Annotated in this window: 17 protein-coding genes and 2 tRNA genes; 10 read left to right on the forward strand and 9 right to left on the reverse strand. The window is 69.1% G+C overall.

Translation table 11 applies throughout. The features are described from left to right. Positions 1 to 144: 144 nt before the first annotated feature. Positions 145 to 858, forward strand: a complete 714-nt coding sequence (locus SY2F82_RS26150) for a hypothetical protein (RefSeq protein WP_200421606.1) — start codon at positions 145 to 147, stop codon at positions 856 to 858. Positions 859 to 1,254: 396 nt separating this feature from the next. Here the strand turns inward: SY2F82_RS26150 and SY2F82_RS26155 are convergent. Next, positions 1,255 to 1,338: transfer RNA gene (locus SY2F82_RS26155), tRNA-Leu, on the reverse strand. 679 nt (positions 1,339 to 2,017) lie between these two features. On the opposite strand from SY2F82_RS26155, the gene SY2F82_RS26160 reads away from it, so the two are divergent. From SY2F82_RS26160 to pknB, 6 genes are all read left to right on the forward strand, one after another. After that, the gene (locus SY2F82_RS26160; RefSeq protein WP_200421607.1) at positions 2,018 to 2,863 is read left to right on the forward strand and encodes a DUF3662 and FHA domain-containing protein; all 846 of its coding nucleotides are present in this window, start codon (positions 2,018 to 2,020) and stop codon (positions 2,861 to 2,863) included. A gap of 10 nt (positions 2,864 to 2,873) precedes the next feature. After that, complete coding sequence (locus SY2F82_RS26165) at positions 2,874 to 3,386, forward strand: FHA domain-containing protein (RefSeq protein WP_103837321.1); 513 nt, start codon at positions 2,874 to 2,876, stop codon at positions 3,384 to 3,386. 120 nt (positions 3,387 to 3,506) lie between these two features. Further along, entirely contained in the window at positions 3,507 to 5,018 is a 1,512-nt protein-coding gene (locus SY2F82_RS26170) for a Stp1/IreP family PP2C-type Ser/Thr phosphatase (protein ID WP_236041797.1), read from the forward strand. A gap of 27 nt (positions 5,019 to 5,045) precedes the next feature. Continuing rightward, the gene (locus tag SY2F82_RS26175; RefSeq protein ID WP_200421608.1) at positions 5,046 to 6,482 is read left to right on the forward strand and encodes an FtsW/RodA/SpoVE family cell cycle protein; all 1,437 of its coding nucleotides are present in this window, start codon (positions 5,046 to 5,048) and stop codon (positions 6,480 to 6,482) included. After that, positions 6,479 to 7,966: a penicillin-binding protein 2 gene (locus tag SY2F82_RS26180; RefSeq protein ID WP_200421609.1), complete on the forward strand. Its 1,488-nt coding sequence runs from the start codon at positions 6,479 to 6,481 to the stop codon at positions 7,964 to 7,966. The genes SY2F82_RS26175 and SY2F82_RS26180 overlap by 4 nt, the downstream gene beginning before the upstream one ends. Positions 7,967 to 8,136: 170 nt before the next feature. After that, positions 8,137 to 10,128 carry a Stk1 family PASTA domain-containing Ser/Thr kinase gene (gene pknB, locus SY2F82_RS26185; protein WP_200421610.1) on the forward strand — a complete coding sequence of 664 codons (1,992 nt, stop codon included), beginning with the start codon at positions 8,137 to 8,139 and terminating at the stop codon, positions 10,126 to 10,128. Between the two features lie 89 nt (positions 10,129 to 10,217). Here the strand turns inward: pknB and SY2F82_RS26190 are convergent, their stop codons facing one another. From SY2F82_RS26190 to SY2F82_RS26210, 5 genes are all read right to left on the reverse strand, one after another. Beyond that, on the reverse strand, positions 10,218 to 10,991 hold the full coding sequence (locus SY2F82_RS26190; RefSeq protein ID WP_200421611.1) for a class E sortase: 774 nt from the start codon (positions 10,989 to 10,991) through the stop codon (positions 10,218 to 10,220). Between the two features lie 63 nt (positions 10,992 to 11,054). Further along, positions 11,055 to 12,230, reverse strand: a complete 1,176-nt coding sequence (locus tag SY2F82_RS26195) for a class E sortase (protein WP_200421612.1) — start codon at positions 12,228 to 12,230, stop codon at positions 11,055 to 11,057. After that, the gene (locus tag SY2F82_RS26200; RefSeq protein ID WP_200421613.1) at positions 12,227 to 12,865 is read right to left on the reverse strand and encodes an aminodeoxychorismate/anthranilate synthase component II; all 639 of its coding nucleotides are present in this window, start codon (positions 12,863 to 12,865) and stop codon (positions 12,227 to 12,229) included. Before SY2F82_RS26200 ends, SY2F82_RS26195 begins: the two co-directional genes overlap by 4 nt. 210 nt (positions 12,866 to 13,075) lie before the next feature. After that, the gene (locus tag SY2F82_RS26205) at positions 13,076 to 13,762 is read right to left on the reverse strand and encodes a class E sortase (RefSeq protein ID WP_200421614.1); all 687 of its coding nucleotides are present in this window, start codon (positions 13,760 to 13,762) and stop codon (positions 13,076 to 13,078) included. Between the two features lie 30 nt (positions 13,763 to 13,792). Then, a complete protein-coding gene (locus SY2F82_RS26210; protein WP_200421615.1) occupies positions 13,793 to 14,596 on the reverse strand; it encodes a DUF881 domain-containing protein in 804 nt (267 codons plus the stop codon). Positions 14,597 to 14,736: 140 nt separating this feature from the next. Between SY2F82_RS26210 and crgA the strand changes: the two genes are divergently transcribed. Continuing rightward, complete coding sequence (gene crgA, locus SY2F82_RS26215; RefSeq protein ID WP_103837311.1) at positions 14,737 to 14,991, forward strand: cell division protein CrgA; 255 nt, start codon at positions 14,737 to 14,739, stop codon at positions 14,989 to 14,991. 303 nt (positions 14,992 to 15,294) lie between these two features. Here the strand turns inward: crgA and SY2F82_RS26220 are convergent, their stop codons facing one another. Both SY2F82_RS26220 and SY2F82_RS26225 read right to left on the reverse strand, forming a co-directional pair. Further along, positions 15,295 to 16,206 (reverse strand): rhomboid family intramembrane serine protease, encoded by a 912-nt coding sequence (locus tag SY2F82_RS26220; RefSeq protein WP_200421616.1) that lies wholly within the window; start codon positions 16,204 to 16,206, stop codon positions 15,295 to 15,297. Positions 16,207 to 16,303: 97 nt separating this feature from the next. After that, positions 16,304 to 16,837, reverse strand: a complete 534-nt coding sequence (locus SY2F82_RS26225) for a peptidylprolyl isomerase (protein WP_200421617.1) — start codon at positions 16,835 to 16,837, stop codon at positions 16,304 to 16,306. A 450-nt stretch (positions 16,838 to 17,287) separates the two neighbouring features. On the opposite strand from SY2F82_RS26225, the gene SY2F82_RS26230 reads away from it, so the two are divergent. Beyond that, positions 17,288 to 17,977, forward strand: a complete 690-nt coding sequence (locus SY2F82_RS26230; RefSeq protein WP_200421618.1) for a DUF5324 family protein — start codon at positions 17,288 to 17,290, stop codon at positions 17,975 to 17,977. 410 nt (positions 17,978 to 18,387) lie between these two features. On the opposite strand, the gene SY2F82_RS26235 is transcribed toward SY2F82_RS26230, so the two are convergent. After that, a tRNA-Ala gene (locus tag SY2F82_RS26235) sits at positions 18,388 to 18,460 on the reverse strand. 179 nt (positions 18,461 to 18,639) lie between these two features. On the opposite strand from SY2F82_RS26235, the gene SY2F82_RS26240 reads away from it, so the two are divergent. Continuing rightward, on the forward strand, positions 18,640 to 19,188 hold the full coding sequence (locus SY2F82_RS26240; RefSeq protein WP_200421619.1) for a DNA-binding protein: 549 nt from the start codon (positions 18,640 to 18,642) through the stop codon (positions 19,186 to 19,188). Positions 19,189 to 19,212: the final 24 nt, after the last annotated feature.

A 19,212-nucleotide genomic window follows, 5' to 3' on the forward strand; every position in this document is an offset into this window, starting at 1 on the left:
TCGGAGCCGTGTCACAGGGGTGCGACAGCGACGTCATGGACGTGAGACAGCACCGAACCCACGGCCGGGAGTGCTCGTCATGGTGATCGTCGGCACCGCACTGCCTGGTGTCCCGTACCTGCCGCCCTGGAAGGGAAAACCGTCATGAACCGTAGCCTGCGCACCGCCCTTGCCGTCACCGCCGCCCTCGGCGCGGGCCTCCTGATGACAGCGTGTGGGGGCGGCAACACGTCATCGGCGCCGTCCGCGTCGTCCAACACGACTGCCACCGCGGGCTCCTCGGCGGAATCCGGACAGGCGAGCCCGGCGACGTCCACCGCCGGCAACGCCGGGGGCACCGGCGGCGGCAACGGTTCCGGTGCTTCGAAGTCCTCCGGCGGCACGGTGGCGGGAAGCACCTCGTCGGGCAAGTCCGGTACGAACAGCAGCGGCACGGGCGGAGACAAGAGCGGCTACGGGCAGAGCTGCGGGACCAACGACATCTCCTGGAGCGTGACCTCTCAGACCCAGGCCGGCGGCTACTTCCTGATCAAGGGCAAGGCCAGGCCCGGCATCACCTGCGTCATGCCGGCCGCACTGCCGGTCGTGGCCTTCGGATCGGACGGAACGGCGGCGAAGCCCGCGGAACAGTCCGTGGGGCACGAGATCACGCTGCGCGCCGGGGTCACCGTCTACGCGGGTGTGAACCCGAAGACCACCAACCAGGACGGCGGCAAGGAACTGAACAGCCTCATCGTCTCCGTCAGCAACGGTGACCCGAACCCGGTGTCCTTGAACGTCGGCTCGTTCGTCGTCGACAAGCCGATCGTCACCAACTGGCACACGTCCGCCGCTGACGCAGTCCCCTTCTCGGACTGAGGCGGGCACCGCCAACCGCCGCAAGATCGAAAAAGTGGCTCGACACCGTCGCCTCGGCGGCGAACGCCCACGGCGCCGTACCCCCGCCGCCACCCGACCCGAGAACCGAAAGCCTGGCCACCGACGGGCACCGACAGGCACGGACGGCCCCCGACCGTCTCCGACGGCCGGCCTGACACCGGCCGCACAGCCGCCCCCAGTCGACCCGGCCCCGGCAGCCGCAGCACAACAAGGACAGGCCCCGGCATGTGAGATAGCTCACGCGCCGGGGCCCCGTCGTATGCCTTGACCAAGTTGTGCGATGTCTCACAGCCGACAACCGCCAACACAACGAGAAACGGGCCCCTGCCGTGACTTCCGTCACCGGCAGAGACCCGTTTCGTCGGTATCTCTCTGTGCGCGAGGGGGGAGTTGAACCCCCACGCCCTTGCGGGCACTGGAACCTGAATCCAGCGCGTCTGCCTATTCCGCCACCCGCGCATTGGGTGTGTCCTCCGGCTCCGGCCCTTTCGGCCCGGCGCCTTCCGACACCGAGAACATTAGCACGGTGGAGAGGGTCGGTTCACATCCCTTTCCCCCGGGGCCCCCGGCCCCGCCCCGGAAACCCCCTCCCGACCAGCGACATCCCCGAGCCTCCGGCTCCCGGCCCGGCCCGGCCCGCACACCTGCCCCCACCCACCACCACCCACGGATCCGATCCCGACAAGGAACACCCGACACCCGGCACCCGACACCGGAGACCCGACACCCGATTCCAGATACCGAACATCCGGCACCCCTCCACCCCATCCCCGCCTCGCCCCGCCCCACCCCCGCCGCCCCCAACGTCTCAAGGCGTGTCTGTTCACGTATCAACCTCGTACCGGTCCCGCCCATCTCTCCGGGAGGCGGCGGGGTCCACAGCCGGGTGCGGGACACTGGTCTGCGGCCGCCTCTACGATCCATGGCGGGAGTACCACCGCGGAGTGCTCCGAGGAGTACGTCAAGGAGTACGCCCGGAAGGTGTTCGAAGGGGCCGTCCGGAGGGAAACCCGGAGGCGTCGACACCCGTCGACAGGGCCGATGGGGGGAACCAGCCGATTTTCCGGCGCGTGGATACGATCAGTAAGCAGTACCAGGTAAGCAGTACACAGGACGGCAACGACGGAGGAGGTGCCCCATGGGAGTCCTGAAGAAGTTCGAGCAACGTCTCGAAGGTCTGGTCAACGGCACCTTCGCCAAGGTCTTCAAGTCCGAGGTCCAGCCCGTGGAGATCGCCGGCGCGCTCCAGCGCGAGTGCGACAACAACGCGACCATCTGGAACCGCGACCGTACCGTCGTCCCCAACGACTTCATCGTGGAGCTGAGCGCGCCGGACCACGAGCGCCTCAGCCCGTACTCCGGCCAGCTCGGCGACGAGCTCGCCGGCATGGTGCGCGAGTACGCCAAGCAGCAGCGCTACACCTTCATGGGCCCCATCAAGGTGCACCTGGAGAAGGCCGACGACCTCGACACCGGTCTGTACCGGGTGCGCAGCCGTACGCTCGCCTCCTCCACCAACCAGCAGGCCCCCGCGCAGGGCGGCGCCTCCGGGCGCCCCGGCGGTTACGGCTACCCGCCCGCCGCCCAGCCGGCGGGCGCTCCGCCCATGCCGTCCGCGCCGCCGCCCGGCGCGCGCCCCGGCGGATACGGCTACCCGCAGGCCGCCGGACAGCGTCCCGGTGCCGCTCCGGCGTCCGGTGGGCGCACCCGCTACTGGATCGAGATCAACGGCACCCGCCATCAGATCTCCCGCCCGACGCTGGTGCTGGGGCGCAGCACCGACGCCGACGTGCGGATCGACGACCCCGGCGTCTCCCGCCGGCACTGTGAGATCCGGACCGGAACGCCCTCGACGATCCAGGATCTCGGCTCCACCAACGGCATCGTGGTGGACGGGCAGCACACCACCCGCGCTACGCTCCGCGACGGCTCGCGGATCGTCGTGGGCAGCACCACCGTTATCTATAGGCAAGCCGAAGGGTGAAGCGGGGGCAATGTCAGAGCTGACCCTCACGGTCATGCGGCTGGGTTTCCTGGCCGTACTGTGGCTGTTCGTGATCGTGGCCGTGCAGGTCATCAGGAGCGACCTGTTCGGTACGCGGGTCACCCAGCGCGGCGCGCGTCGCGAGGCCGCACGGCCGCAGCAGACCGCCCGCCAGGCGGCGCCCCCGCCGCAGCGCCAGCAGCCGGGCGGCGGGCGGCAGCGCCGCGGGGCGCCCACCAAGCTGGTCGTCTCCGAGGGCTCGCTGACCGGGACCACGGTCGCGCTGCAGGGGCAGACCATCACGCTCGGCCGTGCCCATGACAGCACGATCGTGCTGGACGACGACTACGCCTCCAGCCGGCACGCCAGGATCTACCCCGACCGCGACGGCCAGTGGATCGTCGAGGACCTCGGGTCCACCAACGGCACGTACCTCGACCGGACCCGGCTGACGTCCCCCACACCGATTCCGCTGGGCGCGCCGATCCGCATCGGCAAGACCGTCATCGAGCTGCGGAAGTAGTACGACAATGAGCGAGCGGAGCGAGCACGCAGCGGTGGCTTCCACCCAGGGCCCCGGCGCGCTCCCGACCGGAGGGTGGGCACCGTGCGGATGTACCCGGAGCCGACGGGCGAGGTGCGCATGAGTCTCTCACTGCGCTTCGCCGCCGGATCGCACAAAGGCATGATCCGCGAGGGCAACGAGGACTCCGGTTACGCCGGTCCGCGCCTGCTCGCGATCGCCGACGGGATGGGCGGCCAGGCCGCCGGCGAGGTCGCCTCGTCCGAGGTGATCTCCACCATCGTCGCACTCGACGACGACATCCCCGGCTCCGACATCCTCACCTCGCTCGGCACAGCGGTGCAGCGCGCCAACGACCAGCTGCGGGCGATGGTCGAGGAGGACCCCCAGCTCGAGGGCATGGGGACCACGCTCACCGCGCTGCTGTGGACCGGTCAGCGGCTCGGCCTGGTCCACGTCGGCGACTCCCGCGCGTACCTGCTGCGGGACGGCGTCCTCACTCAGATCACCCAGGACCACACCTGGGTGCAGCGGCTCGTCGACGAGGGCCGCATCACCGAGGAGGAGGCCACCACCCACCCGCAGCGGTCCCTGCTGATGCGTGCGCTGGGCAGCGGCGACCACGTCGAGCCGGACCTGTCCATCCGTGAGGTGCGCGCCGGCGACCGGTACCTGATCTGTTCCGACGGGCTGTCGGGGGTGGTCTCCCACCAGACGCTGGAGGAGACCCTCGCCAGCTACCACGGCCCCGAGGAGACCGTGCAGGCGCTGATCGAGCTGGCGCTGCGCGGTGGCGGCCCCGACAACATCACGGTCATCGTGGCCGACGTACTCGACCTGGACACCGGGGACACCCTCGCCGGGCACCTGTCCGACACGCCGGTCGTGGTGGGAGCGGTCGCCGAGAACCAGAACCACCTGCACGACAACGGCATCATGCAGACGCCCGCGGGCCGCGCCGCCGGCCTGGGCCGCCACGCGGCCCGGCAGGGCGGCGGGGGCGAGTTCGGGCCGCCCGGCAGCGGCGACACCACCGGGTACATCCCGGCGGGCAGCTTCGGCGACTACACCGACGAGGACTTCGTCAAGCCGAGGAAGGGCCGCAGGTGGCTGAAGAGATCGTTCTACACGGTCCTCGCGCTCGCCGTCATCGGCGGCGGCTGCTACGGCGCCTACCGGTGGACGCAGACGCAGTACTACGTCGGTGCCAACGGTGAACACGTCGCGCTGTACCGCGGCATCAGCCAGGACCTGGCGTGGGTGTCGCTGTCCAAGGTGGAGAAGGACCACCCGGAGATCGAACTCAAGTACCTGCCGCCGTACCAGCAGAAGCAGGTCAAGGCGACCATCGCCGAGGGCGGTCTGCAGCAGGCCCAGTCGAAGATCTCCGAGCTGGCCGTGCAGGCGTCCGCGTGCAGGAAGGACGTCGAACGCCGCACCGCGGAGTCCAAGAACACCCCCAAGCCCGGCAGCACCACGGGAACCGCGAGCAACTCCCCGACGTCCAAGGCCTCGCCGACTCCGAACCCCTCGGCGTCGGCGTCCAAGACCCAGACCGCACCCACTCCCACACCCGGCCCCAGCCTCTCGGAGCAAGAGCAGAAGGTCGTCTCACTGTGCGGTAAGCAGTAAGCAAGCCGTGAGGGGCCCTGTCACACCATGAGCAGCAGTACGAACACGTCGACGCACCACACGTCCACGATCGGCGCGATCGGCACACCGAGCCGCCGCAACACCGAGCTGGCACTGCTGGTGTTCGCCGTCGTCATCCCGGTGTTCGCCTACGCCAATGTGGGCCTCGCCATCAACAGCAAGGTGCCGCCCGGCCTGCTGAGCTACGGTGTCGGCCTCGGCCTGCTGGCCGGCGTCGGCCATCTCGTCGTACGGAAGTTCGCTCCGTATGCCGATCCGTTGCTGCTGCCGCTGGCGACGCTGCTCAACGGCCTGGGTCTGGTGGTGATCTGGCGGCTCGACCAGTCCAAGCTGCTGCAGTCCATCAAGCAGGCCGGCAACGCGGCGCCCCGCCAGCTGATGTACACGGCGCTGGGCATCGCGCTGTTCGTCGCCGTGCTGGTCTTCCTCAAGGACCACCGGGTCCTGCAGCGCTACACCTACATCTCCATGGTCGCGGCGCTGGTGCTGCTGATCCTGCCGCTCATCCCGGGCCTCGGCGCCAACATCTACGGCGCGAAGATCTGGATCCACGTCGGCAGCTTCTCCATCCAGCCCGGTGAGTTCGCGAAGATCGTCCTCGCGGTGTTCTTCGCCGGCTACCTGATGGTCAAGCGCGACGCGCTCGCCCTGGCCAGCCGCCGCTTCATGGGCCTGTACCTGCCGCGCGGCCGCGACCTCGGACCGATCCTCGTCGTCTGGGCGATCTCGATCCTCATCCTGGTCTTCGAGACCGACCTCGGTACGTCGCTGCTGTTCTTCGGAATGTTCGTCGTCATGCTGTACGTCGCCACCGAGCGGACCAGCTGGATCGTCTTCGGTCTGCTGATGTCCGCGGTCGGCGCCGTCGGCGTGGCCAGCATCGAGCCGCACGTGAAGATGCGCGTCCAGGCGTGGCTCGACCCGATGAAGGAGTACACGCTCAGCCGCCAGGGCGTAGGCGGCCACTCCGAGCAGCTGCAGCAGGCCCTGTGGGCGTTCGGCTCCGGCGGCACCCTCGGCACCGGCCTCGGCCAGGGCCACTCCGACCTGATCCGGTTCGCCGCCAACTCCGACTTCGTCCTCGCCACCTTCGGCGAGGAGCTGGGCCTGGCCGGCATCATGGCGATCCTGCTGATCTACGGCCTGATCGTGGAGCGCGGCGTCCGCACCGCCCTCGCCGCCCGCGACCCGTTCGGCAAACTGCTGGCCGTCGGCCTGTCCGGCGCGTTCGCGCTGCAGGTCTTCGTGGTCGCCGGCGGTGTGATGGGGCTCATCCCGCTGACCGGTATGACGATGCCCTTCCTGGCGTACGGCGGTTCCTCCGTGATCGCCAACTGGGCCCTGATCGGCATCCTGCTGCGCATCAGCGACACCGCGCGCCGCCCGGCCCCCGCCCCCGCCCCCAACCCCGACGCCGAGATGACCCAGGTGGTCCGACCGTGAACAAGCCCCTGCGCCGGATCGCGATCTTCTGCGGGCTCCTCGTTCTCGCGCTGCTCGTCCGCGACAACTGGCTCCAGTACCTCCAGGCCGACAGCCTGCGTACCGACCCGAACAACCGCCGTGTGCTGATCGCGCGGTACTCCACGCCGCGCGGCGACATCGTCGTCGACGGCGACCCGATCACCGGGTCCAAGGAGACGCCCACCAACAGCCTCAACGACTTCAAGTACAAGCGCACCTACAAGGACGGCGCGATGTGGGCGCCGGTCACCGGTTACGCCTCGCAGGCCTTCGGCGCCACGCAGCTGGAGTCCATCGAGGACGGCATCCTCACCGGCACCGACGACCGGCTGTTCTTCCGCAACACCCTGAACATGCTGACGGGCAAGCAGCAGCAGGGCGGCAATGTCGTCACCACCCTCAACGCGGCCGCGCAGAAGGCCGCGTACGACGGTCTGAAGAAGGTCGGCGGCAAGGGCGCGGCCGTGGCGCTCGACCCGCAGACCGGGGCGATCCTGGCGCTGGCCTCCTACCCGTCGTACGACCCGTCGTCGTTCGCGGGAAACTCGCTGTCCACGGACTCGAAGGCCTGGCAGAAGCTGCAGAAGAAGAACGACCCGAGCGATCCGATGCTGAACCGGGCGCTGCGCGAGACCTACCCGCCGGGCTCGACCTTCAAGGTGGTCACCGCGGCGGCGGCGCTGGAGAACGGGCTGTACACCAGCGCGGACGAACAGACCAAGTCCCCGCTGCCCTACACCCTCCCGAACACCACGACGCAGCTGAAGAACGAGGGGAACATCCCCTGCGAGAACGCGACCATGCGGACCGCGCTGCAGTACTCCTGCAACACCGTCTTCGGCAAGATCGGCGCCGACCTCGGCAAGGACAAGATGCTGGAGGAGGCGAAGAAGTTCGGCTTCGACTCCGAGCAGTACACGCCGGTGCGCTCGGTCGCCTCCAACTTCCCGGAGAAGATGGACCGGCCGCAGACGGCGCTGAGCTCCATCGGCCAGTTCGAGACCGCCGCGACGCCGCTGCAGATGGCCATGGTCGCCTCCGCCGTCGCCAACGACGGCAAGCTGATGAAGCCGTACATGGTGGACAAGCTGCAGGCGCCCAGCCTGGACGTGATCACGCAGACCGAGCCGCAGGAGCTGAGCCGGCCACTGTCGGAGAAGAACGCGCAGATCCTGCAGTCGATGATGCAGACCGTCGTCGAGAAGGGCACCGGCACCAACGCCCAGATCCCCGGCGTCACCGTGGGCGGCAAGACCGGTACCGCCCAGCACGGTCTCAACAACAGCGAGAAGCCGTACGCCTGGTTCATCTCGTTCGCCAAGCTCAAGGACGGCAGCTCGCCTGTCGCCGTGGCCGTGGTGGTCGAGGACGACAAGGCCAACCGTGACGACATCTCCGGTGGCGGCCTCGCCGCGCCCATCGCGAAGAACGTCATGGAAGCGGTCATCAACAGCAAGAAGTGACCCCCGTCACGTCCCCTTCACATCGGTGCACGTTGCGATACCGGTCCTGTATCGGGTGGCGGATGTGGCCAGGTCACGCACAGCGAGCCGGGTACCGTATGCCCGGACAGCACACCGCCGGACCACACGCGGGTGTGGTCGGGACCGACGGAGAGGGCTGGTAGGAAGCTATGGAAGAGCCGCGTCGCCTCGGCGGCCGGTACGAGCTGGGCCAGGTGCTCGGCCGTGGTGGCATGGCCGAGGTCTACCTCGCGCACGACACCCGCCTCGGCCGCACCGTGGCGGTGAAGACGCTGCGCGCCGACCTGGCGCGCGACCCTTCCTTCCAGGCCCGGTTCCGCCGGGAGGCCCAGTCGGCCGCCTCACTCAACCACCCCGCGATCGTCGCGGTGTACGACACGGGCGAGGACTACATCGACGGGGTCTCGATCCCGTACATCGTCATGGAGTACGTCGACGGCTCAACTCTCCGTGAGCTTCTTCACAGCGGCCGCAAGCTGCTGCCGGAGCGCGCCATGGAGATGACCATCGGCATCCTCCAGGGCCTGGAGTACGCCCACCGCAACGGCATCGTCCACCGCGACATCAAGCCCGCGAACGTCATGCTGACGCGCAACGGCCAGGTCAAGGTGATGGACTTCGGCATCGCCCGCGCCATGGGCGACGCCGGCATGACGATGACGCAGACCGCGGCGGTCATCGGCACCGCCCAGTACCTCTCGCCCGAGCAGGCGAAGGGCGAGCAGGTCGACTCGCGTTCGGACCTGTACTCGACGGGCTGCCTGCTCTACGAGCTGCTGACGGTCCGCCCGCCCTTCGTCGGCGACTCCCCGGTCGCGGTGGCCTACCAGCACGTCCGCGAGGAGCCCCAGCCGCCGAGCGTCTTCGACCCCGAGATCACGCCCGAGATGGACGCGATCGTGCTGAGGGCGCTGGTCAAGGACCCCGACTACCGCTACCAGTCCGCCGACGAGATGCGCGCCGACATCGAGGCGTGCCTCGACGGGCAGCCGGTCGCGGCGACGGCGGCGATGGGCTCGGTCGGCTACGGCGGCTACCCCGACAACCAGCCCACGACGGCCCTGCGCCCGGACGCCGGTGCCGGCGCGACGACGATGATGCCGCCGATGAGCCCGGACGACGGCGGCTACGGCTACGACGACCGCCCGGACCGCCGCCGCCAGCCGAAGAAGTCCAACACCTCCACGATCCTCCTGGTCGTCGCGGGCATCCTGGTCCTGGTCGGCGCGATCCTCATCGGCAAGTGGATCTTCAACGGCAATGGCGGGGTCGGCAACGACACCGTGCCGGCGCCGAATTTCGTCGGCCAGTCCCAGAAGGACGCGCAAACGCTCGCGGTCAACTCGGACCTGAAGCTGTCCATCTCGAGGAAGCCCTGCGAGGACCAGCAGAAGGGCAACGTCTGCTCCCAGGACCCGAAGGCGAACACCGAGGTCAAGAAGGGCAGCACCGTCAATCTGGTGGTGTCCACGGGAGCGCCGAAGGTGGCGGTGCCGGACGTGAGGGGACTGCAGTTCGCCAAGGCGAAGTCCCAGCTCGAGGACAAGGGTTTCGTGGTCGAGCAGAAGACGGCGGAGTCCGACCAGACTCCGGGCGTCGTCACCGACCAGAACCCCGCGGGCGGCACGGATCAGGAGAAGGGCTCGACGATAACCCTCACGGTCGCCGCGGCCCCGCAGACGGTGACGGTGCCGGATGTGAGAAACCAGTCCTGTGACGACGCCAAGAAGCAGCTGCAGGCCAACAACCTGACGCCGGGCAACTGCGTCGACACCGACACCACCGACCCGAACCAGGTCGGCAAGGTCATACAGACCAACCCCGCGGTGCTCACCCAGGTCAAGGCGGGCACGACGGTCAACATCCAGATAGGCAAGCTGGCCAACCAGCAGACGCAGGTCCCCGGCGTCTTCGGCCAGAAGCTGAGCGACGCCGTGAAGATCCTGCAGCAGAAGGGCTTCACCCGCATCCAGGTCAACGGCCCGACGGACGGCAACGCACGGGTCACCAACCAGGACCCGCAGCCGGGCACCCAGGCCGACCCGAACAGCCAGACGATCACCCTGACCACGGTGTCGGCCGGAGGGAACAACGGCGGCGGCAACGACGGCGGCTTCTTCAGCGGACTGACCGGCGGCTGAGGCCGACCGGTCCGCACCGGCCACGCACGACGGCTGAGCCCCGGTCCCCTTCTCGGGGACCGGGGCTCAGCCGTGCACCAGGAAGGGTCTCAGCCCAGTTCCTTCGGCGGCGTCCGCTCGCTGTCCACCTTCTGCACCCGCACCAGTTCGCCCCACACGATGTACCGGTACTGCGAGGTGTAGACGGGGGTGCACGTCGTCAGGGTGATGTAGTGGCCCGGCTTCTTCACGCCCGCCTCCTTCGGGACCGCCGAGAGCACCTTCACGTTGTACTTCGAGGTCTCCGGGAGGATCGCGAAGACCTTGTAGACGTACCAGTCGTCCTTCGTCTCGAAGACGATCGGGTCGCCCTTCTTCAGCTTGTCGATGTTGTGGAACTTCGCCCCGTGCCCGTCCCGGTGCGCGGCCAGCGTGAAGTTGCCCGTCTTGCCCGTCATCGGCAGCGTCGCCTTGACCGGGTCCGTGTAGTAGCCGGCCACGCCGTCGTTGAGGACGCTCGTCGACGTGCCCTTCTCGACGAGCACCTCGCCGTTCTTCATCGCCGGCACGTGCAGGAAGCCGATGCCGTCCTTGGTGTCCAGGGCGCCCGGGGCGCCCGGGCCGCTGTCCTTCTCGGCCGCCCAGTGGTCGCGCACCTTGTCGCCCTGATGGTCGGCCCTGCGGTCCGCTATGACGTTCGTCCACCACAGGGAGTAGACGACGAACAGGCCCAGTACCAGGCCCGCCGTGATCAGCAGCTCGCCGAAGACGCTGACGGCCAGCGCGATCCGGCCGCGCCCGCGGCGCCGCCGTGCGGACGAGGAGGTGCCGGGGCCGGGTGACGGCGCGTCGGTCTGCTCGTCCTGGTCGGTGGTCACTCCCACTGCATCCGCTCCGTCTGTTCCACGTGCCTGTGCCTCCACGTGCGCCGCGAAAGGGCACGTGTCCTAAGAAATGAGCGCGTCCGGCTTGCCCTTGCTGCGCGGCCGTTCCTCGACCATCTTGCCCCACACGATCAGCCGGTACTTGCTGGTGAACTCCGGCGTGCACGTGGTCAAAGTGATGTAGCGGCCCGGTGCGGTGAAGCCCGAGCCCTTCGGGATCGGGTCCAGGACACTGGTGTTCGCCGGGGACGTCACCGGCAGCATCGACGTCATCTTGTAGACGTAGTACTCGTCCTGCGTCTCCACCACGATCGCGTCGCCCGGCTGGAGACGGTTGATGTACCGGAACGGCTCGCCGTGCGTGTTCCGGTGCCCCGCGAGCCCGAAGTTGCCGGTCTTGTCGCTCGGCATCGCCGTCTTCAGGCTGCCCTCGCCGTAGTGCCCGACCATGCCCTTGTCGAGCACCTTCGTCTTGCTGGTGCCCTCCGCGATCGGCGCCACCACGTCCAGCTTCGGGATGTGCAGGATGGCGAAGCCCTGCCCCGGCGCGAACACCCCCGGCTCCCGCTTGCCGCTCGCCCAGTCCTGCTGGAGGTGCTGCGCGGCGCTGCCCGCCTCCTGGTGCGCCCGCACGTTCGACCACCACAGCTGGTACGTCACGAACAGCAGCATCACCACACCGGTGGTGATGAACAGCTCGCCCACCACCCGGCTCGCCACGACCGCCGCACCGGGCTTCTGCGCCCTCGCCGCCCGCCGGGCCTCCACGCGGGAGCGCGGCGCCTGAGCGGGCGCCTCCGCGGCCTTCTCGGGCGTCTGCGGCCCGCTCCCGCGCCGCCCGTGCTTCCGGGCCGCCTTGCGGCGCGCGGCACGGCCACCGGGCGCCGGAGCGGCCTCGGCGGCGCGGTTCGCGGCCCGCCGCGCCTCCTCGATGTCCGAGGCGCGCAGCGCGACGGTCTCGTTGTCCACCGGCGGCGGCTCGTCGTACGCGGGAGCCGGTGCCGGTCGCGGTTCCTCGTACGACGGGAGCATCGCCGTCGCGTCGTACCCCTGCTGGGGCTCGTACGTCTGCTGCGGCGGCTGCTGCCCGTACTCCCCGGCGCCCTGCCACTGAGCGCCCGGCTCCTGCCCCTGCCACACGCCGAAGTCCCCGTACGGCTGCTGCCCGTACGAGGACCCTTGCTCCGCGGCGTCCCCGTAGGTGGCGCCGGTCTCGCGCTCGGGGCGCAGCGCGGTCACGCCGTGGCCCTGCCCACCACCGGGGCGAGCCCCGCCGACCTCGCCACGGCCCCCTCGTCACCGCACTCCACCAGCCAGTTGGCCAGCATGCGGTGCCCGTGCTCGGTCAGCACCGACTCGGGGTGGAACTGCACACCCTCCACCCGCAGCTCCCGGTGCCTGAGGCCCATGATGATCCCGTCGTGCGTGCGCGCCGTGACCTCCAGCTCGGCCGGGACGGTGGCCGGTTCGGCGGCCAGGGAGTGGTAGCGGGTCGCCGTGAAGGGGGACGGCAGCCCCGCGAAGACGCCCTTGCCCTCGTGCTCCACCAGCGAGGTCTTGCCGTGCAGCAGCTCCGGCGCCCGGTCGACGACACCGCCGTACGCCACCTGCATCGACTGCATGCCCAGACACACACCGAAGACCGGGACGCCCGTCGTCGCGCAGTGGCGGACCATGTCGACGCAGACGCCCGCCTCCTCGGGGGTGCCCGGCCCGGGGGACAGCAGGACGCCGTCGAAGCCGTCCTGGGCGTGCGCCGTCGACACCTCGTCGTTGCGCAGCACCTCGCACTCGGCGCCCAGCTGGTACAGGTACTGCACCAGGTTGAAGACGAAGCTGTCGTAGTTGTCGACGACGAGAATGCGCGCACTCACTGGTTGTCCACCGTCACATCGTTGAAGGGCAGCAGCGGTTCGGCCCACGGGAAGACGTACTGGAACAGGACGTACACCACGGCCAGGACCAGCACGACGGAAATCAGTGCCCTCACCCACGCGTTCCCCGGCAGATGCCGCCAGATCCAGCCGTACATGCCGTCCCTTCCGTCTCACCACGGCACCAGACTCACGCCGTACGCCACCAGACTACTGGCGCAGAGCCGCCGGTTTCCCTGCCTCCACAGGCTGTGTGGAATCCAGGTGCGCCCAGACGATCAGCCGGTGACTGTGACCCCACTCGGGATCGCACGTGGTCAGCGTCAGATAGCGTCCCGGACGCGTGTACCCGGACGTACGTGGCACAGGGTCGATCACCTCAACGTCGGAGGGCACCGTTTTGTAAGGGCCTTTGTCGATCCGATACGTGAACCAGGTGGTGCCGTCGGTGAGGACCACAGAGTCGCCGGGCCGCAGCCTGGGGAAGTCCTTGAAGGGATCGCCGTACGTACGCCGGTGGCCGGCGACCGCGAAGTTGCCCACCTGGCCGAGCCGGGCAGCGCCCTTGTAGTGGCCCAGCCCCTTCTTCAGGGTGTCCACGGCGGTGCCCTCGAGCACGGGCTTGTTCCACGTGAAACCGAACCGGGGGACGTACATGACGGCGAACGGCCGGCCCTGGGCATACGGCCCCGGACTGCCGGGGCTCGCGGCGCTCGTCGGCGCGGCGGTCGTGCGCACCGTCTCCTTCGCCCACTGCTTCTGCAACTGGCCGATCTGGTCGCTCATCGCGCCGTCCGCCTTCACCCCGGTCCAGAACACCACGTAGACCACGAACAACACGATGACGGCACCCACGGTGATGCACAGTTCGCTGACGGTCCTGACGATCCCGCGCACCGGCACGGATCCCCCCAGCGGCAGCGGCCTCTATTCCACGGGCTTGGCGTAGTGCAGGTCCACTGTGCCGGAGTAGCCGGGAAGAGTCACCGTTCCGTCCTCGGTGACTTTCCAGCCGAGGCCGTAGACGTTGACGTACACCATGTAGTTCTGGATCGCGGGCGAGTCCGCGAGCGCCTTCTGCAGCTTGTCCGGGTCCCCGACGGCCGTGATCTTGTAGGGGGGCGAGTAGACGCGGCCCTGGAGGATCAGGGTGTTGCCGACGCAGCGCACCGCGCTGGTGGAGATCAGCCGCTGGTCCATGACCTTGATGCCCTGGGCGCCGCCCTGCCACAGCGCGTTCACCACGGCCTGGAGGTCCTGCTGGTGGATCACCAGGTAGTCGGGCTGCGGCTCCGGGTAGCCAGGGAGCTTGGCGGTGGCGTTCGGCGGGGCGTCGTTGAGGGTGACGGTGACGGCCCTGCCGGTGAGCTTCTGGGTGCCTGCGTTCTTCTCCAGCGCCGCGAGCCGGTCCTGCTCGGCCTTGCTCGGGGTGCCGCCGGTGCGCTTGGCCAGGGCCTCCACGGCGGAGCGCAGGGCGGCGTCGGACTCGTCGAGCCGGGCGTTCTTGCGGCTGCGCTCCTGGATGAGGTCGGACAGCTTCAGCAACGAGGTGTCGGTGCGGAGGTTGGTGCCCTTGGCCGTGTTGAAGCTCGTCATGAACAGAAGACCGGCGAGTGCGAAGACGCCCACGGTGAGCACCCGCACGGGCCGGAATCGGCGCGTGCGGACGGACGGGGTCCCCGCATCCGGGGGACCGGAACCCGTCCCGGGGGAGTCGGCCGTATCGCTCACGTACCCTTATCTCCTTCGGCGCCGCGGAAGCACTACGCTAACGGACGCCCGGGCGAGCGCTCATGTCCCCTTGTACGCTGCCCCGGAGCCAGCCCCAGTTCCCTGCGCGGCGACGCAGCGCATCGACAGGAGAGACCCTCGTGCCGAAGTCACGTATCCGCAAGAAGGCCGACTACACGCCCCCGCCGTCCAAGCAGGCCCAGGCCATCAAGCTGGAGAACCGCGGCTGGGTCGCACCGGTCATGCTGGCCATGTTCCTCATCGGGCTGGCCTGGATCGTCGTCTTCTACGTGACCGACGGGTCGCTGCCGATCCACGCCCTGCGCAACTGGAACATCGTGGTGGGCTTCGGGTTCATCGCCGCCGGGTTCGGCGTCTCCACCCAGTGGAAGTAGGGGCCTCACGCCCGTCGGCGCCGGCTCTGCCCACAGCTGCACGCCGAGTTATCCACAGCTCTGTCCACAAGCCGTGCAGCCAGTGGAAAAAGAACGACGATCTGTGGATAACCCGTCGGGCATTGACGCCGGTATGACGGAATCACCGGCCCCCGCAAACCTGTTCGCCCCCTGTCCCACCTGGGAAAACTCCGGTCGGTGACAGGGGGCACCTGCGTTCCCCGCGGCATGCACAAGATCCCGGGCCAGGCTGTGGACAACTCTGGGTACAACCCCGGGCTACGGCCTGTGCACATCCGCCACTCAGGTGAGCTGAGCTGTTCTCAGCAGTGTCATGACGACCACGGCGGCCAGCACCAGCGCGCACACCCCGTACTGCACGAGGGCCCGCCGCTCGCGCGGGGCGTGGACCATGGCGTAGCCGCTGATCACGCCGGCCACCAGGCCTCCGATATGGGCCTGCCAGGAGATGTGCATCCCCGGGCTGAAGGTGAAGATCAGGTTGATCACCAGCAGGGCGATGATCGGCCGCAGGTCGTAATTGAGGCGGCGCATCAGGACGGCGGTGGCGCCGAACAGGCCGAAGATGGCGCCGGAGGCACCGAGCGTGGCCGTGGTCGGGGAGGCCAGCAGATAGGCCAGGGCGCTGCCCGACAGCCCGGAGACGAAGTAGACCGTGAGGTAGCGGAGACGGCCGAGGGCTGCCTCCAGAGGTCCGCCGAGCCACCAGAGACTGAGCATGTTGAAGGCGATGTGCCAGATCTCCTGGTGGGTGAACATCGAGGTCACCATGCGGTACCACTCGCCGCCCGCGACGCCTTCGGTGGGTGTGAAGGGCTTGGGCGGCCAGGCGCCGATGAGGAATAGGTCGTTCAGCAGTGACGGGCGTACCTGCACCGCGATGAACACCGCGACGTTGATCCCGATGAGGATCTTGGTGAGGAGCCGCGGGTCGGCGGTGACGCTGCCGCCGGCGATGGTGCGCGGCCGGGAGGCGGCCGGGGCGTGGCCCGTGCCGGATCTGGTGCGGACGCACTCGGGGCACTGGAAGCCCACCGAGGCGTCGACCATGCACTCCGGGCAGATGGGGCGCTCGCAGCGGGTGCAGCGGATGCCCGTCTCGCGGTCCGGGTGCCGGTAGCAGACCGGCAGCTCCCGGGCCTCGGACGGGCCCTGGTTCTGCGGGCCCTGCGGGCTGCCTGGCGCCTGGTCCATGAGGTCCCTCACTTCTCCGTACGACGGGGTGCCCCGCCCCTCCTTCTACGGATGGGCGGGGCGCTTTTGTTCCCTCGTGCGGGGTGCCCTGCGGGGGTCAGCCCTCGCGGGTCTCGACGACGACCGACTCGATGACGACGTCGTTGACCGGGCGGTCGGTGCGCGGGTTGGTCTGGGTGGTGGCGATGGAGTCCACGACCTTCTGGCTGCCCGCGTCGGTGACCTCACCGAAGATCGTGTGCTTGCGGTTCAGCCAGGCCGTCGGGGCGACCGTGATGAAGAACTGCGAGCCGTTGGTGCCCGGGCCGGCGTTGGCCATGGCCAGCAGGTAGGGCTTGTCGAAGCGCAGGTCCGGGTGGAACTCGTCCTCGAACTGGTAGCCGGGACCGCCGGTGCCGTTGCCCAGCGGGTCACCGCCCTGGATCATGAAGCCGCTGATCACCCGGTGGAAGACCGTGCCGTCGTAGAGCTTCTGGGTGGACTTCTCGCCGGTGGCGGGGTGGGTCCACTCACGCTCGCCCTTGGCGAGTTCGACGAAGTTCTTGACCGTCTTGGGGGCGTGGTCCGGGAAGAACCGGACCAGGATGTCGCCGTGGTTGGTCTTCAGGGTGGCGTAGAGCTGCTCAGCCACGATCTGCCTTCCGTTGTCCTTTGTGACCCCCTGATCCTCGCACGCCACACCCTCCGCGTCGTCCGGCGACCACGTCCGGGGGAAGATCGGTCGGTGGTTCTGGTGATGCTGCTGGGGCGCGAGGGCGGACGGCGGACGGTTCGCGCGGCCGGTGGCGGCTGCGGGCGTGTGGAAAACGGGTCGAGTCGTCCTGTCTCGAGGGCGCGGCCGGACGATCCGTGGCATTGTCGGGGACAAGCTCCTGTTACTCCGTATTCATCCGCTCTTGCACGTGATCGGCTGATGCGCGTGATCGTCTCTCGTCGTCCGCCCGGGCACGACCGCGGTCGTCCGCTTGGGACCGCATGACCCGGATGCCGTTCCTCGCATGCCCGGGTGCTGTTCGACAGGCATGATCCGTAAAAGGCTGGAAAGTCGAATTACCGTACGCCACCGAGGAGGAGGAACCCCGTGACCCGCATCGACAGCGTGCGCGCCGCGACCGGTTCGGCGAAGGACAGCGTGCTGCATGCCGCGGAAGTGGTGGCGCCCTACGCCGACACGGCCAAGGACAAGGCAGCGCACTACGCACACGAGGCGCGTGTCCGTCTCGCGCCCAAGGTGTCGCAGGCCGCCGAACAGGCTCGCGTCCAGTACGACGCCCATCTCGCCCCGCGCCTGGAACAGGCCCGCGCGCATGTGCCGCCGGCAGTGGACCAGGCCGCGACCCGCACCCGCAAGGCGGCCCGCCAGGCGGCCGACTACTCCCGTCCGAAGATCGAACAGGCCGTCGCCGCGGCCGGTCCGGTGCGGGAGGAGGCGGCGGCCCGCGGAGCGGCGGCGCTGGCCGCGCTGCGCGGTCAGATCTCGCCGCGGCAGATCGAGAAGCTGGTGCGCCGACAGCGGCGGCGGGCCAGGGCCGGCCGCGTCGCGAAGGGGCTGGCCCTGCTGGGCCTCGCGGCGGGCGGCGCCTTCGCCGCCTGGAAGTGGTGGGACAAGCAGGCGAACCCCGACTGGCTGGTCGAACCGCCTGCCGCGACCGAGGTCCCGCAGAGCGAGCGGCTGTCGTCGGTGGACGGCAGCGGTCCCAGCGCGCTGGACCCGGAGGTGGAGGCGAAGCAGGCCGAGGAGGACTCCACGGACGGCGACGACCGCCGCTGAGTCAGCCTGGTCTGCTGTGGGCTGCCATCACGCCGTGGGGCAGGGGAAGGTGAGGGTTCCCCTGCCCCACGGCGCTGTTTCACGTGGAACGAGGGCGGGCATTCACCTCTCCGCTCCGTGATGACGTTTGCAACGCTTCTGGTGTGCACGTTCCGTGGAGACTTCGCTCACTCGGAGCACGCCCACGATGACGCACGCCGGGACCTACCAGGTGGTACAAGGACTGTTCGCGCGCCCCGATGGAGGGCCGATGGCCGCCGGACCCTCGGAGGGAGACCTCGAGGAGCCCGGCCTTCGCCGGTTGTTCGCGCTATGGATCGCAAAGATTGCAAATTCCGTCTGTGACCGGAGTCACGGCGCACGCAAAACCGGTCGATCGCCGCGACGCGGCGTCCGACCGGTTTCGAGTGTGGAGCCTAGGGGAGTCGAACCCCTGACATCTGCCATGCAAAGACAGCGCTCTACCAACTGAGCTAAGGCCCCGAGAAGAGACGTCCGGGCGGTGGAACACGGACCGCCGGGCGCTGCGGACCAGCGTACCGGGTCCTGGCCGGTATCTCACAAAAAGATGGGGGTCCCCGTGGACAACCACTCTCCGTAAGATGCTCGTCGTGGTTCGCTACAGCGAACCACGGTTTTTGGGGAAGCGATGGGGAGACGCAATGGACGCCGCACAGCAGGAAGCCACCGCAAGAGCGCGGGAGCTGCAGCGGAACTGGTACGGGGAGCCGTTGGGGGCGCTCTTCCGTAGGCTCATCGAGGATCTCGGGCTCAACCAGGCCCGGCTCGCGGGGGTTCTCGGACTGTCCGCCCCGATGCTGTCACAGCTGATGAGCGGTCAGCGGGCCAAGATCGGCAACCCGGCGGTGGTCCAGCGGGTGCAGCTGCTGCAGGAGCTGGCGGCGCACGTGTCGGACGGCAGCGTCAGCGCGGCCGAGGCGACCGAGCGCATGGAGGAGATCAAGAAGTCCCAGGGGGGTTCGGTGCTGAGCAACACCACGCAGACGACGAACAGTTCTGGCGCGCCCACGGTGAAGCGGGTGGTCCGTGAGATCCAGTCGCTGCTGCGCTCGGTGGCGGCGGCCGGGGACATCATCGAGGCGGCGGACACCCTCGCCCCGAGCCATCCGGAACTGGCAGAGTTCCTCCGGGTGTACGGCGCCGGCCGCACCTCCGACGCGGTCGCCCACTACCAGTCCCACCAGAACTGAGCCGACGCCTTTGCCGCCGGGGAC

Source organism: Streptomyces sp. Y2F8-2 (assembly GCF_014905555.1).
GTDB classification, from domain to species: Bacteria; Actinomycetota; Actinomycetes; order Streptomycetales; family Streptomycetaceae; genus Streptomyces; species Streptomyces cynarae.

Excerpts from the sequence above, each read along its gene's own strand:
- SY2F82_RS26220 (WP_200421616.1), bottom strand. The coding sequence starts at position 16,206 with ATGGACCAGGCGCCAGGCAGCCCGCAGGGCCCGCAGAACCAGGGCCCG.
- SY2F82_RS26165 (WP_103837321.1), top strand. The coding sequence starts at position 2,874 with ATGTCAGAGCTGACCCTCACGGTCATGCGGCTGGGTTTCCTGGCCGTA.
- SY2F82_RS26240 (WP_200421619.1), top strand. The coding sequence starts at position 18,640 with ATGGACGCCGCACAGCAGGAAGCCACCGCAAGAGCGCGGGAGCTGCAG.
- SY2F82_RS26160 (WP_200421607.1), top strand. The coding sequence starts at position 2,018 with ATGGGAGTCCTGAAGAAGTTCGAGCAACGTCTCGAAGGTCTGGTCAAC.
- SY2F82_RS26170 (WP_236041797.1), top strand. The coding sequence starts at position 3,507 with ATGAGTCTCTCACTGCGCTTCGCCGCCGGATCGCACAAAGGCATGATC.
- SY2F82_RS26150 (WP_200421606.1), top strand. The coding sequence starts at position 145 with ATGAACCGTAGCCTGCGCACCGCCCTTGCCGTCACCGCCGCCCTCGGC.
- SY2F82_RS26175 (WP_200421608.1), top strand. The coding sequence starts at position 5,046 with ATGAGCAGCAGTACGAACACGTCGACGCACCACACGTCCACGATCGGC.
- pknB (WP_200421610.1), top strand. The coding sequence starts at position 8,137 with ATGGAAGAGCCGCGTCGCCTCGGCGGCCGGTACGAGCTGGGCCAGGTG.